The sequence below is a fragment of the Paraburkholderia sediminicola genome, from assembly GCF_046027355.1.
In the GTDB taxonomy this organism is placed as follows: Bacteria; Pseudomonadota; Gammaproteobacteria; order Burkholderiales; family Burkholderiaceae; genus Paraburkholderia; species Paraburkholderia sediminicola_B.
This window is the reverse complement of the sequence record NZ_JAQQEK010000019.1, coordinates 150,446-166,510: the sequence shown is the minus strand read 5'-3', so window position 1 is coordinate 166,510 and position 16,065 is coordinate 150,446. Positions and strand designations below refer to the sequence as shown.

Below are 16,065 nucleotides of genomic sequence, written 5' to 3'. Positions count from 1 at the left end.
CAGAAGCTCCGCACGGACCCGGATGCTCAGTGCGTTCAGAGGCGGACTGCTGATTGCAGCGACGAGGACTAATCCATCCAGCCGCCGGGTTACGAATGGGTCGGGAGCCGCTGAGCAAGTTGGCGGCTTGGCAAATCGCCGCGCAAGTCAGCTTCCGATGCGCTCACCACCCTTCCATCCAGGGCCGAATGTCGAGCTCATGCGTCCACGCATCGCGTGGCTGCTGATGCAGCATCCAGTAGGTGTCGGCAATATGTTCGGGATTGACAATGCCGTCGACTTCCTTGAGTTTGTAACGATCGGGGAAGCTCTCGCGGATAAATTCCGTGTCGATGGCGCCGTCGACAATCAGCTGTGCAACATGTAATCCTTTAGGTGCCAATTCCTTGGCCATCGACTGGGCCAACGCGCGCAACGCGTGCTTCGCGCCAGAAAACGCTGCGTAACCGGCTCGGCCGCGCAAACTCGCAGTGGCGCCAGTAAAGAAAATGGAGCCTTTTTCACGGGGCAACATCACTTTTGCCGCTTCCCGGCCCATCAGGAAGCCGGCAAAACACGCCATCTCCCAAACTTTCTGATACACGCGGGCAGTGGTGTCCGTAATGTCGAATTTGACGTTCGCGCCAATGTTGAAAATGGCGGCTTCGACTGGAGCAATGTTCGCTTCGATTTCCTGAAACAGGGAAACCATCGCCTCTTCTTTGCGTGCGTCTGACCCGAAGGCGTGCGCCTCACCACCTTCCGAGCGAATCTGTTCGACAAGGGGAGTGAGTTTCTCCGGATGTCTGCGGGTCACGCATGCGACGTAACCCTCGCGCGCAAAACGACGTGCGATTGCTCCGCCGGTCGCGTCGCCGGCCCCGATCACCACTACAGCCTTTTTGGATGTTGCCATCATGTCTCCGATATTGAACCGCAGCGCAGAATGACGAACTGCACTGCAATCCATTATCGGAACGCACTCTAGGAAAGTCAAAGATTTTTTGTGCTGTCGGAAGTGATAAAATTTGCTTGGATGAACCGCTGTGCAGTATAGTAGACCGCAGAGCGATACGAAAATGACTCGGAGACACTGCATGACTGTCCTGCTGAACCGGCGTCCGCTACGGCGCATTCACCACGTGATCGACCCATGGGTCAGCGCGAGTCCGGATGCGCCCGCCTTGCTCGACCGGACTGCCAGTCTCACTTACAGGCAGTTGCATGAGGCAGTCGAGGGGGCTGCGGAACGCTTGGGCGAACTCGGTGTGCGACCGGGTGACCGCGTACTCGTTGTTTGCGAGAACTGCGTCGCGGTAGGCGTGCTCCTGCTGGCGCTGAGCCGGCTTGATGCGTGGACTGTCGTGGCGAATGCGCGCCTGTCACCGCGGGAGATCGATACCTTCGCTGAGCATTCGGGTGCGAGGCGCGTCATCTATACGCCTGAAGTCTCTCCGGAAGCTGAAGCGCATGCCCGTCGGGGTGGTGCAAAGGAAGAATTCTGGCCGCTGACTGGCCGTCTATATATCGGGCCGCTGAACGAGCCGGCTGCAGCAGAGCAAACGCACACTGACCCCGCCGAACAGGTCGCGGTGATGATTTACACGTCCGGCACCTCAGGCAGCCCGAAGGGCGTCATGTTGACGCATTCGAATCTCTTATTCATATCGGAAGTCGCACGATCGGTCAGGCTCCTGTCGCCGCGAGATACGGTTTATGGCGTTTTGCCCATGGCGCATGTGGTGGGACTCTCATCGCAACTCCTGGGGTCGCTTGCTTGCGGTAGCAAGTTGGTCATCGAGTCGCGCTACTCGGAGGAGGCGCTGGCCGACGCGATACTCAAGCGCGGCGCGACCGTTTTCGTCGGTGTTCCTGCGATGTTTTCGAAGTTGCTTGAATGGTCGCGCGCGAATGGCGTGGATATAAGTCGCCATCAGCTACGCTCAGTCGGTGCGGCAGGGTCGCCTCTTACTCCAGAGCTCAAGGCGCAGGTCGAGGCGGCCATGCGGACAACCCTGCAAAACAGCTACGGGCTGACAGAGACCTCACCGACCATTTGCCAGACATTGTTGCTGTCTGTTCCCCGGAACGACTGTTCCGTTGGACCACCCGTACCGGGCGTCGAGGTTCGTATGATGGGAAGTGACGGCCGCGAGGTAGCCCGTGGCGAAGTTGGCGAATTGTGGGTGCGTGGACCCAATGTAATGAAAGGCTACTACCGCGCATCGGACCTGACGGCAGAGTCGATTCAGGATGGTTGGTTCAATACCCGCGACCTCGCTAGACAGGGCGAGGACGGCGGCGTCTTCATCATGGGCCGTACCCGCGAGTTGATCATCCGCTCAGGATTCAACGTTTTTCCGGTCGAAGTCGAGCAGGCGATAAATTCCCATCCCGGGGTGGTTCAATCCGCGGTAATCGGCCGCCCCGCCGAAGGAAACGAACAGGTTATCGCTTACGTAGAGCCCGAAGCCAATGTCTATGTTGACACCGACGATCTGGACAGATGGGTTCGGCAGCAACTTGCGCCATACAAGGTGCCAGCGGAAATTCACGTGATAGAAAAGCTCCCAGCCGCGCCGACTGGGAAAGTGCTAAAAAGCAATCTCCGCGAGCTTGACGTGCTACGAAGCGCGGAGCGCCGCGCGGCGCATCCTGGTGGCTGACAGTGAAGCCGGCAAGCCCGCTTTTTCGTACTGGACGCGTGGTATCGTGTCGCGGCTCGCGGCGCCGACCAGGATGCCCGGGCTGCTGCAAAATGTGTTGTGCGACGCAGCAACCTTGACAATCCTCTACGAACGGCGATCGGCCGGAGATGAAAAATTGAATATGAACACAGCAGAAGGCGATCGCGTGGATGATGACGCAGCGGACGAGGAATCAGGATCTGATGGCACGTCTGATCGTCATTTTGTTACGGCTCTCGCTCGTGGCCTGGAGGTATTGAGCTGCTTTAAAACGGGCAATAACTTTCTGGCCAATCACGAGATCGCACAAAAATGCGGGCTGCCGCGTTCGACCGTTACGAGACTGACGTACACGTTGACCAGGCTGGGCTATCTTCATCTGGTGCCGAACAGCGGTAAATATCGCCTCGGGACAGCAACGGTTGCATTGGGTAGCGCCATGCTGGCGAAACTCGACGTGCGCCAGGTCGCCCGTCCGTTCATGCAGTTGCTTGCCGCAGAGACCGAGGCCATCGTTGCGCTGTCAACGCGCGACCGGCTTTCAATGTTGTACCTGGAATGTTGCAAGGGAAGTTCCATCGTCACCCTTAGTCTGGACGTAGGCTCGCGCATACCCTTAGGGACCACCGCCGCAGGCCGGGCGTTGCTGGCCGGATTGCCCGCGCCCGAACGTTCAGATCTGATGGAACGAATCCGCGCGCTGGACGATGCAGCTTGGCCCGCGATAAGCGCAGGTATTGTGCGGGCGGTGGACGAGTATGAAGCGACGGGATGCTGCTCTTCTCTCGGAGACTGGGTGAAGGGCGTGCACGGTATTGCCGTCCCATTCAATCCGGGGAGGGGACTGCCGGTTATGGTCATGAGTGTTGCTGGAGCTGCGCAAGCGTTCCCAAAAGATCAGTTGATGCACTTCGCTTCGAAGTTGATCAATATCGTGAAAAGCATTGAGGAAAATCTCGGCAAGATGCCGTAGCTGAAAAATGTGCACGGTGGCATCGGTGCCTTTCCGGCACGATGACGGTGCCGCGACAATTATTTTCAGCATGGGCGGTTGTCGTTTAGCGGTCGATTGATCATTGCGAATTCCGGTCGCAATGACTGTTTTCAAGTGCATATGCACAATATAGTGCATGTTGAACGATATGACGGGAGACAACGTGAGTAAGATCCAGGTTGATTTTCTTTTTGACTTCGGCAGTCCAAATGCGTACCTCAGCCACAAGGTGATTCCGCATATCGAGGCGCGCCATGAAGTGGTGTTCCGGTACGTGCCTATTCTGCTCGGCGGACTATTCAAGCTGACTGGGAATCAATCGCCCGCAGACGCCTTTTCCCACATCAAGAACAAACCACAGTTCGGCAAACTCGAAACTGCCAGGTTTGTTGCCCGATATGGGATCACGGAGTACCGGTACAACCCGCATTTTCCGATCAATACACTAAAGCTGATGCGTGGAGCCGTCGCAGCCCAGCTGGACGGAACGTTCGACCTGTACGTGACTTCAGTGTACCGGTTCATGTGGGAAGACGAACTCGACATGGGCGACCCTGCCGTGCTTTGCGCGGCACTCGATAAGGCCGGTCTGGACGGCAAAGGATTTGCACAGCGGATCGACGTCCCCGAGGTCAAGCAGCGGCTGATCGACAATACCCAGGAAGCTTTTGACCGAGGAGCATTTGGCTCACCGACTTTCTTTGTTAACGACGAAATGTACTTCGGCAAAGACCAATTGCGCGATGTCGAAGAAGAAGTCATCAGGTTGACCGCACCTCAGGCCTGAAAGAAGTGGTCAACGGGTAGAAGCAGCGCCCTGCAGGGCTCGCTCACAGCGGTACTTTTCCAAAATCGTTTTACGACGGAGTATGTGCATGGCTATTCCCAGCATTCTGCATAACAGGCTTTCTGTCCCAGTCGTCGGTTCGCCTTTGTTCATCATTTCGAACCCTGATCTCGTCATTGCACAATGCAAAGCCGGCATTGTCGGCTCCTTTCCTGCGTTGAATGCCCGACCTGAAGGGGTGCTTGAGCAATGGCTCGATCGCATCACAACCGAGTTGGCGGAGCATGACAGGAATCATCCGGAGCGACCATCGGCACCGTTCGCGGTCAATCAGATTGTCCATCGATCAAACAATCGTCTCGACACGGATATGGAAGTCTGCAAGAAATATCGGGTCCCGATTGTCATCACTTCACTCGGCGCGAGGAAAGAGATCAATGATGCAGTCCATGGGTGGGGAGGGATTGTGTTTCACGATGTCATTAACAACGTGTTTGCACGTAAGGCAATCGAGAAGGGCGCAGACGGACTGATCGCAGTTGCAACCGGCGCCGGTGGTCACGCCGGCGTGCTTTCGCCGTTCGCTCTTGTGCAGGAAATTCGAGAATGGTTTGATGGCCCGCTATTGTTGTCAGGCGCAATTGCCAACGGCAACTCGATCCTGGCAGCGCAGGCGAGCGGTGCCGACCTCGCCTATGTCGGCAGTGCTTTCATCGCCACGGAGGAAGCCAACGCCGTCGAAGGCTACAAGGATGCCATTGTCGAAGGCGAGGCGTCAGATATTGTTTATACGAATCTGTTTACGGGTGTGCATGGCAACTATCTGCGCAAAAGCATTGTTGCAGCGGGACTTGATCCAGATGGCCTGCCTGAGTCAGACCCGTCAACTATGAATTTTGGATCGGGAAGCAATGCAAAGGCCAAAGCCTGGCGGGACGTGTGGGGCGCAGGTCAGGGAATCGGTGCTGTAAAGCAGATCGTACCTGCAGCAAAACTGATAGAGCGGCTGAGGCACGAGTATGACCAGGCGCAATCACGATTGGCATTTCCGGAATCAAGCCTGCGCAGCGTCTAACAACTTGCGAACTTACCGTCCCAACCACCCGATGACAGAGAGAAAGCAGTATGGTCCCATCCAGCATCTCCGATACTGAAGACGTCGTTACGAACCCTTATGCCGGTTATGACATCGCCACATGGCTGGTCGAGCTTGCTGCACGTCGAGGAGATCATCCCTTCCTCATATGGGATCCCTTCGATGGCCAGGGTCGTACGTACAGCTATGCGGATCTTCTTGAACATGTGCAGCGTCTCGCGGGCGGTATGGCTGCCCGTGGAGTGCGCGCAGGTGACCGCGTCGTTGTCCACATGGAGAACTGTCCAGAGGCAGTGCTGGTTCGCTTTGCGTGCGCCTGGCTTGGCGCGGTGTGCGTCGCAACGAATGCGCTAGCAGCGGGACCCGAACTCGCATACCTGGTTGCCGCTGCGCGCGCTGTCTGCGCCGTGACCCAGTCTCATCTCGCTTCACTTCTCGCAGAGCATTGCCCCCAACTTGCCTGGATTGCTGTAGTGAATGCTGAGGCCGAAGGCGGTGAGAGTGCGGTAGGGGCTCAGAGGGTGTTTGACTTCTCAAGACTGTATGCCGGGCCTCTGCCTCGCAGGCCGGCCGATCCTTTGGCGCAGGCGTCGGTGATGTACACCACAGGTTCCACTTCTCGACCAAAGGGGGTTGTTTGGACGCATGCCAATATCCTTTGGGCAGCGGAACTGAACGCCCGGCAACAGCGCTTGCAGGACGGCGATATTCACCTGCTCTTTCTTCCGCTCTTTCATGTCGTTGGCCTGTCCTGGTGCTTTTTTTCGACAATGTGGGCAGGTGGCACAGTCGTCCTTCAGCCAAAATTCTCCCGAAGCCGTTATTGGGACAGCGCGCTGCGGTACAGGGCGAGCGTAGGCTCTCAGGTGCATTTCACCATGGCAGCGTTGAAAACCGAGCCGGTGCCCGACCACAACTTCCGCGTCTGGGTAACTTCTCGACACGACCACGCCTTGTCATCCTTTTACCGTGTTTCAATGGTGGCCGGATGGGGCATGACGGAGGTGTTGACCCAGGTCATCGTGTCTACGCCGAGTCACGGAAAATTGACGGGCGGAATCGGGCGACCGAGCCATGCATATCAGGTGCGAGTGGTGGACGACGAGGGGCGTCATGTTAAAGCGGGTGAAACAGGAAGTCTCCTCGTTGGCGGCCGTCGCGGGCTCTCAATTTTCAGCGAGTACGATGGCGACGAACGCACGACAGAAGAGTCGTTCGATTCGGCCGGCTATTTTAAAACAGGAGACCGAGTCAGGCTCGACGACGATGGCTGGATGGAATTTGCCGACAGGCAGAAAGACATCATCAAGGTTGGCGGCGAGAATGTTTCAGCAGCGGAAGTCGAGGCGACCATCGCAAGGCTGCCTTCTGTGAAAGAGGTCGCGGTCGTCGGTAAGCCTTGTGCAATGTATAACGAGGTGGTCGTCGCATACGTTGTCGCAAGCCCGGACCTTGATCCGGAGCAGAGCCGACTGTTGCCAGATGTGGTGCGTGAGCATTGTGCGCAAAACCTGGCAAGATTCAAAGGGCCGAGTGAGGTTCTGCTTATCGAGAGCCTACCGCGCATTGGAATCGGGAAGATAGCAAAGGCTGTCTTACGCGAATGGGCCGCGGCGGCCCCTTCGATGCGCACCGGCACGACTCGAGTGGACGCACCTGGACCAATGCTTCGCAACGAATAACCACTGACCATGATCGACCTCTATCATTGCGCCCGGTCGCGATCGTTTCGCCCTCTGTGGATGCTTGAGGAACTGCAGTTGCCTTATCGGTTGCACGTCCTGCCATTTCCTCCGCGGGTGAAGGCGCGAGAGTACCTGGGATTGAATCCGCTAGGAACCGTCCCGTGTTTCATTGACGGAGATGTGATCATGACGGAGTCCAGCGCGATCTGCCAGTATCTGGCAGATCGGGACGAAACCCATAGCTTCTCCGTTTCGCCGTCGGATTCAACGTACGCGCGATACCTCAATTTTTTGAGTTTCGGTGAAGCCACACTGACGTTTCCGATCGCCATTTACATGCGATACACGCGGCTCGAACCCGAGGAAACTCGAGCACCCCGGGTGGCTAACGATTACCGGCGTTTTTTCTTCGGGCGCCTTCGGGCAATCAGCGCAATTCTCTCCAAGAGCGATTACGTGTGCGGTGCCCGTTTTACAGCAGCTGATATCTCGGTCGGATATGCGCTCATATTTGCGGCAATGAACGGGCTGGAGGACGATTTTCCACCGGAAGTATTCGCGTATCTCGAACGGCTGCGCGCAAGAGATGCATTCAGGCGCGCACTGAATGCAGAAAGTGCTCCGAATCGTCAGGATGGCGGGCAAGCGTAATATGTCTTGCAATCCGTTCGCACCTATCTCTTGCTTGTTCGGAAGAATTTTATGTTCCTCAGCGGGGATATGTAGCGGCTTTGTGAAGTTGACGGTCGTAGACGACCTGCATGGCAAAAAAGTAGGTCACGTTAACTTCGATGTAGCGAAAGGCGATTTGCGCCACCACGCAAGTCGCAGAACGTGCCCCGGCTGGCGGGAACTTTCCTGTTCCTTAAGACGATGCCGCTGGCCTGCGGCGCGAGCGTGGCGTCCGTGGACCTGCAGCACTCGCGAGGCCGAGCCTTTCCCTCAGTCTCGGCACCGCGAAATCGATAAATGCCCGAAGTTTGAGCGGTATCTGGCCTTGGGCCGCGTACATGAGGTTGACAGGCGCCGGCAGCGGTTCGAAGGCTTCCAGAAGCTTCACGAGACTACCGGATTTCACCGGTTCTTCAATCTGGTACGACACGACCCGTGCAATGCCGGCCGCTTCCGCCGCGGCAACGATGGCAGCCTCCACCGAGCTCACCACTAGCCGGGACGGCACCTCGATCTTCAGTGTTCGGCCTCTTGACTGAAATTCCCAGTTGCTGCCCACCGCGTATCCTTCGTATGTCACGCAGTCGTGCGACAGAAGGTCTTCGGGCCTCCGCGGTGTCCCATGCTTTTTCAGATAGGCGGGGCTTGCGCACAGCACTTGTCGATGCAGCCCGACACGCGTTGCGATCAGGCTGCTGCTCGGTTGCTCCCCAAGCCGCAGCACCAGATCTACGCGCTCATCCAGCAAATTCACGAGCCGGTCTGTCAATTGCACGCGCATGTGGATTTGCGGAAACGCACTCAGAAATTCGACTATCACCGGCATTGGTCGACAGATTACAACTGGCGCAAGGTCGAAGCGAGACTGAATGCGCTGCCGCAATTCGTCACCGAGATCGATGGGATCGACATCCATTTCATCCACGTTCGTTCGAAACATCAGAATGCGTTACCCGTCATCGTCACGCATGGATGGCCTGGCTCGATCATCGAACAGTTGAAGATCATCGATCCGCTGACCAACCCGACGGCTCACGGTGGAAATGCATCGGACGCTTTCGACATCGTGATTCCTTCGCTGCCGGGCTATGGTTTCTCAGGCAAGCCGACTACGACCGGTTGGGATCCTGCACGTATTGCGCGCGCGTGGATCGTGTTGATGAAGCGCCTCGGATACACGCGCTATGTGGCGCAAGGAGGCGACTGGGGCAATGCGGCCACGGAACAGATGGCGCTCATCGCGCCACCGGAACTGGTCGGCATTCATACCAACATGCCGGCCACCGTACCGGACGACATTGCCAATGCACTGAAATACGGAAACCCGCCGCCGGCCGGACTCTCGCCCGATGAGAAGCACGCGTTCGATCAGCTCGACTACTTCTACAAGCACGGTCTCGGCTACGCGCAAGAGATGGCGAACCGTCCGCAGACGTTGTATGGGATCGAAGATTCGCCTATCGGCCTCGCTGCCTGGATGCTCGATCACGACGCCGCCAGTCAGGCAATGATCGCGTGCGTTTTTGACGGTCGGACCGAGGGGCTGACGCGAGACGACGTCCTCGACAATGTCACGCTGTATTGGTTGACGAATACGGGCGTTTCGTCGGCGCGGCTGTATTGGGAAAACAAGCTCAACTTCTTTGCGCCGAAGCACGTTGCAATTCCCGTTGCCGTCAGCGTGTTTCCGGATGAGATCTACGCGGCCCCGCAGAGTTGGACAGAGAAAGCGTATCCGAAGCTGATTCACTACAACCGCCTTCCGAAAGGCGGGCATTTCGCGGCATGGGAGCAGCCGCGGATGTTCGTGGAGGAAGTGCGCTTGAGCTTCAGGACGCTGCGCTGACCTCAACGATGCGATTGACGCCACTATGGCGTCGATCGCATTTTCCGATGATCCATTGCAGGCACATACTGCGGACAGATCAGTCAATAGATCACCGCGACCGCATCTTACAGAATGACGTCTTCCTTGCGCACCGCAGCTGACAGGCCTTCGTTGCATCTTTGAAGACCTGCGGAGATGTCATCCATCGCGCGTCTGTGTCACACGGTTTCATCTAGCAGCGGATAGTCGTTGTAGCCAATTTCGTCGTCCGCGTAGATGGTTTCCGGATTGACCGCATTGAGTGGTGCACCGCGTCGAAAGCGCTCCACCAGGTCAGGGTTGGCGATAAAAGGACGCCCAAACGCTGCCGCGTCTGCATCGCCGCGTTCGATGGCCAGTTCCGCACTCTCCCTCGTCAGCCCTTCATTGAGGATGTAGGCCCCTTTGAAGATACGCCGCACGTCACGGCCGATGCGATCATCGCCGCGATCCAGCGACTCGCGCGCGAAAATGAAAGCGATGTTGCGCGCGTTGAGTTGCTCGGCGACATAAGTGAACAGCGCGCGCGGATCCGAGTCGCGCATCGAGTACGAACTCGACATCAGGTTCAGATGCACGCCGATGCGCTCCGCGGGCCAAACCGAGAGCAACGCATCGACTGCCTCCAGCAGGAAGCGCGCGCGGTTCTCGATCGAGCCGCCATAGCGGTCGGTCCGCAGGTTCGATCCGTCGTGCAGGAACTGATCGAACAGGTAACCATTTGCCGCGTGAAGCTCGACACCATCAAAACCCGCGCGTTGTGCGTTTGCGGCGCCCACCCGGAAATCCTCGACGATGCCGGGGATTTCTTCAGTCTCCAGCGCACGCGGTACCGTGTACGGCCGCTGAGGCCGCACGCGGGTGACATGGCCTTCCGGCGCAATGGCACTGGGGGCGACCGGAGGTTGGCCGTCGTGGTAGAGCGGATCGGAAACTCGCCCGACGTGCCACAACTGGGAGACGATCAGGCCACCCGCATCGTGTACCGCTGAAGTCACCTCTTTCCAGCCGGCAATCTGCTTCTCGCTCCAGATGCCCGGCGTGTTGGGATAGCCAACGCCCTGAGGCGTGACGGAAGTGGCTTCGGTAATGACAAGTCCCGCGCTCGCACGCAGCGCGTAGTGGTGTGCGTTGAGGACGCCTGGACTGCGTTCGTCGAACGCGCGCATGCGCGTGAGCGGTGCCATGACAATGCGGTTCGACAATTTCAGCGCGCCAATCTGGATGGGATCGAAGAGTGTGGACATCTGCGGGCTTCTCATTTCGGTGTTGAAAGTAGCAAGAACGGCCGCTCCGTTTCATTGACTATGGAACGTTGCACGCCATACGTTTATCGTTGCAATATACTAGATGTAACAATAGTTGTTACAACATAAACCATCCAGGCCATCAACACAAGTCTCTTGTCATGAACGGGCGTCGTCGCTGGGATTCGAATGACGGGGGCAGGGTGGCTTCGTCACGCCAATGGGAGGCTGCGAGTAGCCTGAAATCGTCCGTCTTTTAAGGCGAAGAACGCGCTATGTCGCCGGAGTCATCAAACATGCCAGGATTGACTACCCATGCTGTAACGAATATAGTTACAACTAAACTGACTAACACGGGCTTTCTATGAGCGCCAACAGCCGCTTGACCGTGGCGACCCACATCCTGGCGTGGATGGCGCTCGTCGCACGGCGCACTCCTGACCCGGTCACGTCCGATCGGATCGCTGCGAGCGTCAACACCAATCCGGTGGTGATTCGTCGTACGCTTGGGTTGCTTGCGAAAGGCGGGCTTGTCGAGAGCTATCGCGGTGTCAACGCGGGATGGCGTCTGGCGAGGAGTGCGGACGCAATCAGTTTGCTCGACGTCTTTAATGCGCTTGAAGAGGGTGCGCGCTTCGCGCTGCACCCTTCGAAACCGAGTCAGGCGTGCCCCGTCGGTCGAGGCATCGGGTCGACGCTGAGCCAAGTCTATGATTCGATCGACGATGGCGTTCGAAAGACGCTTGCCGCCACGACGATCGAAGCGGTACTTACAGACACTCTTGCATCGCAACCATCGAAAAAGCGCGGCTGAATCCGGGTCGGTTATCGGCTGTCGCGGCTTGCAGCGCTGACCTCGATCTTCCGGATTCGGGTTTGGGGCGCGGGCTTTGGCAATACGTTTCGAGTTGGAGAGTTTAGCGAGGCGGCGGCTTTGCAACGCGCGACGCCCCCGTTTCTCGTCATGTAGCTGCCTGGTTTGCCTGCTTACCTTCGGGCGCGAGCCATTTGGCCATTCTTCGCAGATTTTGCGCAGTTGCTGCCATCAGGAACTCATCATGAGCACCACTTGGACCACGCAGTCGCAAGCGATCGAGTTTGAGGATGCGCTTGAGGTGAGCGAAGAGCATTTCCACCTTCTTTCGCTGCCGGCGCGACTGTTTGTATTCTGGGGTTGCCGCGATGCGCCTCGCTTTATCACGTGCGGCTCCCTTGGCGCAACGTGATCGTACGGCACGGTTTCGCTTGAGGCGTTCTCTCGCGCCCATAGTGGACTCGCCAAAGCACAGTGTAAACGTGCAGTATCGCGAGTTACGCGTAAAGGCCTAGACTTACCATTCCGACACAAACGCGGAGCGCGCCATGGTCAGCAAGACCGTCCGCCGGACATTTTCTGGTCTGACTTCGACGTTTTCGCCAGCTCCGAAAGGCAAGCAAGGGGTCGCATATACCGTGAGATCGGCCCAGCAACGCGCCGACGAAGCCTGGAGACGCACGACGCACGGAGTCCACAGTTCCCTAGTCAGTAAAGATCCGAAGGCGTGATTTTCCGAAACCAAAAGCAATACCGAGCCTGCCGTCCGAATTAGCTGTGATCGAAGCCGGAGACGAACTATGACTGCGCCGCAAAAACTTGACGGTGTGACGCTGAAGCCCCACGCCAAGGCTCCGCGCAAGCTGATCGAAGTCCCCGACCCCGAGGAGCGCCCCGACCTTTTGGAAGCCGTTCGCCGAGCCGTGACGGAGAATCGGGAATCTGGGGAGCGACGACCCGAGAATAATTCGATCTAGTATGGTGGCCGTGGCACATGTGATTTGAACGACGAGACATAGCTGCTCGGGTCGGGAAAAACTATCGAATCGGGGTTGCCGACGGGTACGGCGTAGGGAATCGCTCGACGCCTAAAAGCAAAGGTCGAATGGCGACCGAGTGTAACGCCCGGCGATATGGCGCGGTCGGGCAGGGACTTCGCGAACTGGCCGTCAGATTTAAAGCAGGTTGGTCCGTCTCTAAAGCCAATGTCTCTTTCCGAGCCTGGACGCGTCCCTCGACTGCAATCTGTCAACGGCTAAGTTGGGTCGACAAGGGGCGTTCGGCACTTATATGCCGGCCGTTCGCAACGACGTAGTAACGCCCTGATGTACCTCCGCAAAGGCTAGACTCTATCGCCTGATTGCGGAAAAGTGAGGGTGTAAGCTGCAGGTGCTCCCTGCCGGGAATCGCGGGCTTCGGCGCTGCGGCTGTCCGACTGACATAGCGGTTTGGCTCACCATCCTATGTGATGCTTCTCATCGGTTTCCCGATGACGGCGATCATCGTCGACATGAAGGTACTGACTCGTTGTGGTGAGCGACGCATGGCCGAGGTTGTCGCGCACCAGCCGCAGATCGACCTGTTGGTCTGCCATATGTGACGCTGCGCCGTGCCGCAGCCAATGCTGCTGATGCCTGCTCGATCTGATCGGCTCGTGCCGCGTGTGTTTCGCCGCGAGCGCGCAGCGCTTCCGCCGTTCCGCTGAAGACCTGCTTGACGATGCGATGCAGCGCGGCGCTCCTTCGGTCGCGGGGCTTCACCCTGGTTGGTCCTCGATGGCGAGCCTGATGTCAGCCGGTCATCACGCTGCGTCTGGATCACCTGCGCCATCTGCAGTGTGTGTCCCAGCCGCTTGTTATCGACCACCGCCGCCTGATCGATCTCCGAGAGCCGGTCATACGGTACACAGGGCAGGGCAGCGCCATTCACCCGGATCTCGATGCGCCCATCCGGATACTCGAACACATCCAGATAACGGTGAATCAGGCTGCGGCTCGCTACCGTATCCTCTAGCAGATAGATCACCCGGTCGTACTGCACCGTCAATACCTTCGACACGCGCCGCGGCACCCTGCATGTCAGGATCAGATCAAGATCGTCGTCGGCACGCAGCGGCCGGTGTGCATCGAATGTGCTCCGCGGCATCTTGCCAAACCGGCCGTTAAAGTCAGCGATGAAGTGGGGCGCGTAAGCGTTGGCCGCCTACCACTCGTACTTTTTTCAATTGCGATGGTTAAAGGTATGTCCGATGCACAATTGCCCGCTCACAATGATTTGTCAAAGTTGTGGTGCCAGGAATCCGTTGCACATAGACCACAGGGTAGTGTCGGCGTACCAGCGGCCGTACGGGTGCGGCTGGTGTTCAATGCCGGTCTCGGGCGAGCCAATTAGCGCGCGTGACATGCTGGATTGGCAGGCAGACACGCGCAGTCTGGTTGCTGCCTTCGAGCCGGTTGAGCGCTGGTGTCGGCGCGTGTCTGAAGAACTGCAGTTCTGGAACCCCGTGGAGTTCCATGATCCGATCGCGAGCGAGCGCCTTAACCAGATGATTCTGAGGCACGCTATCGACGCTGAGTCACCGCCATTCCCGGCCAGGTTACGTGCAGGGAAGAGCGTGACCGCCTTTTCTTGGCGTAGCAGCCTCACGGCTCGTCCCTATGTTAATGCATTGCGAAATGAGGTACCCGAATACAGGGCAAATCCAGTGCCCGTATGGAGAGTGCTGGCTAGGCGATTGCAACGATGGGCCAGTGCAGTAGCGAAAACGATGGACTCGGTGTCTGCTAATCATGAAACTGACAATCCAGCCTGTACCAACGCGGCAGACTTTGCACTGGCTCGTGACATGTTGGGCGCTGCGGTGGCGAAGGGCTTCCGTTATCACGATCTGGACTGGTTGCAGCGCTGGCTAACGGAACTTGTCCAGCAAACGCCTCGCGTCTGGAGGGTGCAACGGGGAGGGACCCGCCTCGCGATTTGCGCGTTCGGGTTGGTCACGATTGCGAGTTATCTCGCTTGTCTGATGCTGGAGGGGAATCGGATGAACTGGATGCACCGAGGTGGCGTGTGCGCGTACGGTCGAAAAGACAGCGGCGAGGAGATCGGTCTGGCTATTTTCTACCGGGTGCCGCTGCTTGACGTGAGGCCTTTCCGGGTAAACCAGCCGAACCCAGTATTACCCCAATTTGATCGTGGGCATACTGTTAGATGCGTGCGGTAATCGTGCGTGTATTGTTGGAACAAGATGGTTCTGGGCGGTCGAGCATCACGCAGTTGACGTAATGTGTCACAAGTGCCAGCGGCGTCTTGCCTGAATGATGGGCGCGCGTATGTCCGCAACCGGCGACCGACACACGTGCGCGGCATCGCTGCCCTCGTTGCTGCTTGTTCAACCGAACGTTTCACTCGAGCTTCCATTATCTGGCCGGTGCCCTGAGGCCCAACGACTGAATCTGGACACTAAAACGAAAAAAATGGGGAGTCTTCTAGAGACCCGAAGTCAAAAAGAAGTCGGATGCCTTGCAGTTCAGCGAGTCGGCGATTTTCAGCACGTTGAGCACTGAGACGTTACGTTCGCCACGCTCTATCTTTCCCATATGGCTGCGATCGATGCCGGCGTAATGAGCCAGCGCTTCCTGAGAAATGCCGGCGTCCCGCCGCTTCTGACGGATGGCGCGTCCAAGCGCAGCGAGTCGCTGTTCCTTGTCGACCTTTCCTGAGACCCTGTCCATGCGCGAATGGTCGCGCTATGATAGAGTTCAGGCCACGGTATTTACGACCCATTTTTATGACCTTGACTGTGACGCAGACCGTGAGGTCTCAACTGAAACGCGATGTTTTTTACTGATATTTCATGGAAGGCAAAAGCCACTGGCGTACGGTTCGATCCATTTGATCGCTGGAAGATAGTGGGACTTTCGCGAACCTCGCCGTCGTACGTCGTCCATCACTCCGGCGTGGACTACAGCGATACTGACACGTACATGCTGCTCGTTGCCGGGACGGAGTCGCTAGTTTCTGTTCTCTGCGAAACATGGGCGGAGGTGCCCAAAGTCTATGTCCTTGCTCATGACCGGATGATTCCGGTAGATGAGCTATGGTCGTATCACGCCCTGAGGCGCGGGCGAGACCGGTACTACGCGTGGAAGGGGGAGCAGGGCGAACTGGTGCCATGCGGGTCGCACCAGCCTCCGCCGACTCAAGTTGCGGGAAGTCTCTGTCTGTGGAAAAGCGCATG

Annotated in this window: 14 protein-coding genes and 2 pseudogenes; 10 read left to right on the top strand and 6 right to left on the bottom strand. The window is 57.7% G+C overall.

The features are described from left to right. Positions 1-163: 163 nt before the first annotated feature. Positions 164-898 (bottom strand): SDR family oxidoreductase, encoded by a 735-nt coding sequence (locus PQR42_RS28785; protein WP_408387403.1) that lies wholly within the window; start codon positions 896-898, stop codon positions 164-166. Between the two features lie 178 nt (positions 899-1,076). On the opposite strand from PQR42_RS28785, the gene PQR42_RS28780 reads away from it, so the two are divergent. From PQR42_RS28780 to PQR42_RS28755, 6 genes are all read left to right on the top strand, one after another. Beyond that, complete coding sequence (locus PQR42_RS28780; RefSeq protein ID WP_408387402.1) at positions 1,077-2,645, top strand: class I adenylate-forming enzyme family protein; 1,569 nt, start codon at positions 1,077-1,079, stop codon at positions 2,643-2,645. Further along, the gene (locus PQR42_RS28775; RefSeq protein ID WP_408387401.1) at positions 2,638-3,639 is read left to right on the top strand and encodes an IclR family transcriptional regulator; all 1,002 of its coding nucleotides are present in this window, start codon (positions 2,638-2,640) and stop codon (positions 3,637-3,639) included. The genes PQR42_RS28780 and PQR42_RS28775 overlap by 8 nt, the downstream gene beginning before the upstream one ends. Before the next feature lie 184 nt (positions 3,640-3,823). Continuing rightward, positions 3,824-4,447, top strand: coding sequence for a 2-hydroxychromene-2-carboxylate isomerase (locus PQR42_RS28770; RefSeq protein WP_408387400.1), 624 nt, complete (start codon positions 3,824-3,826; stop codon positions 4,445-4,447). Between the two features lie 88 nt (positions 4,448-4,535). Next, the gene (locus tag PQR42_RS28765) at positions 4,536-5,522 is read left to right on the top strand and encodes an NAD(P)H-dependent flavin oxidoreductase (protein WP_408182932.1); all 987 of its coding nucleotides are present in this window, start codon (positions 4,536-4,538) and stop codon (positions 5,520-5,522) included. A gap of 50 nt (positions 5,523-5,572) precedes the next feature. Next, positions 5,573-7,225 (top strand): AMP-binding protein, encoded by a 1,653-nt coding sequence (locus PQR42_RS28760; protein ID WP_408387399.1) that lies wholly within the window; start codon positions 5,573-5,575, stop codon positions 7,223-7,225. Between the two features lie 9 nt (positions 7,226-7,234). Further along, complete coding sequence (locus PQR42_RS28755; RefSeq protein WP_408220790.1) at positions 7,235-7,879, top strand: glutathione S-transferase family protein; 645 nt, start codon at positions 7,235-7,237, stop codon at positions 7,877-7,879. Between the two features lie 214 nt (positions 7,880-8,093). Here the strand turns inward: PQR42_RS28755 and PQR42_RS28750 are convergent, their stop codons facing one another. Continuing rightward, positions 8,094-8,681, bottom strand: a complete 588-nt coding sequence (locus PQR42_RS28750) for a LysR substrate-binding domain-containing protein (RefSeq protein WP_408387398.1) — start codon at positions 8,679-8,681, stop codon at positions 8,094-8,096. Positions 8,682-8,687: 6 nt separating this feature from the next. Between PQR42_RS28750 and PQR42_RS28745 the strand changes: the two genes are divergently transcribed. Further along, positions 8,688-9,746: an epoxide hydrolase family protein gene (locus tag PQR42_RS28745; RefSeq protein ID WP_408387397.1), complete on the top strand. Its 1,059-nt coding sequence runs from the start codon at positions 8,688-8,690 to the stop codon at positions 9,744-9,746. A 200-nt stretch (positions 9,747-9,946) separates the two neighbouring features. Here the strand turns inward: PQR42_RS28745 and PQR42_RS28740 are convergent, their stop codons facing one another. Further along, on the bottom strand, positions 9,947-11,014 hold the full coding sequence (locus PQR42_RS28740) for an alkene reductase (protein WP_408387396.1): 1,068 nt from the start codon (positions 11,012-11,014) through the stop codon (positions 9,947-9,949). Between the two features lie 364 nt (positions 11,015-11,378). Between PQR42_RS28740 and PQR42_RS28735 the strand changes: the two genes are divergently transcribed. Next, positions 11,379-11,828, top strand: a complete 450-nt coding sequence (locus tag PQR42_RS28735; protein ID WP_408387395.1) for an Rrf2 family transcriptional regulator — start codon at positions 11,379-11,381, stop codon at positions 11,826-11,828. 148 nt (positions 11,829-11,976) lie between these two features. Here PQR42_RS28735 and PQR42_RS28730 read toward each other — a convergent pair. Further along, positions 11,977-12,222, bottom strand: a pseudogene (locus tag PQR42_RS28730) (transposase); the annotation flags it as partial. 406 nt (positions 12,223-12,628) lie between these two features. On the opposite strand from PQR42_RS28730, the gene PQR42_RS28725 reads away from it, so the two are divergent. Beyond that, the gene (locus PQR42_RS28725) at positions 12,629-12,805 is read left to right on the top strand and encodes a hypothetical protein (protein ID WP_408387394.1); all 177 of its coding nucleotides are present in this window, start codon (positions 12,629-12,631) and stop codon (positions 12,803-12,805) included. Between the two features lie 476 nt (positions 12,806-13,281). On the opposite strand, the pseudogene PQR42_RS28720 reads toward PQR42_RS28725, so the two are convergent. Next, positions 13,282-13,570 (bottom strand): annotated as a pseudogene (locus PQR42_RS28720) (tyrosine-type recombinase/integrase); the annotation flags it as partial. 731 nt (positions 13,571-14,301) lie between these two features. Between PQR42_RS28720 and PQR42_RS28710 the strand changes: the two are divergent. Continuing rightward, on the top strand, positions 14,302-15,048 hold the full coding sequence (locus tag PQR42_RS28710; protein ID WP_408494286.1) for a hypothetical protein: 747 nt from the start codon (positions 14,302-14,304) through the stop codon (positions 15,046-15,048). Positions 15,049-15,313: 265 nt separating this feature from the next. On the opposite strand, the gene PQR42_RS28705 is transcribed toward PQR42_RS28710, so the two are convergent. Then, complete coding sequence (locus tag PQR42_RS28705; protein WP_408494284.1) at positions 15,314-15,559, bottom strand: helix-turn-helix domain-containing protein; 246 nt, start codon at positions 15,557-15,559, stop codon at positions 15,314-15,316. Positions 15,560-16,065: the final 506 nt, after the last annotated feature.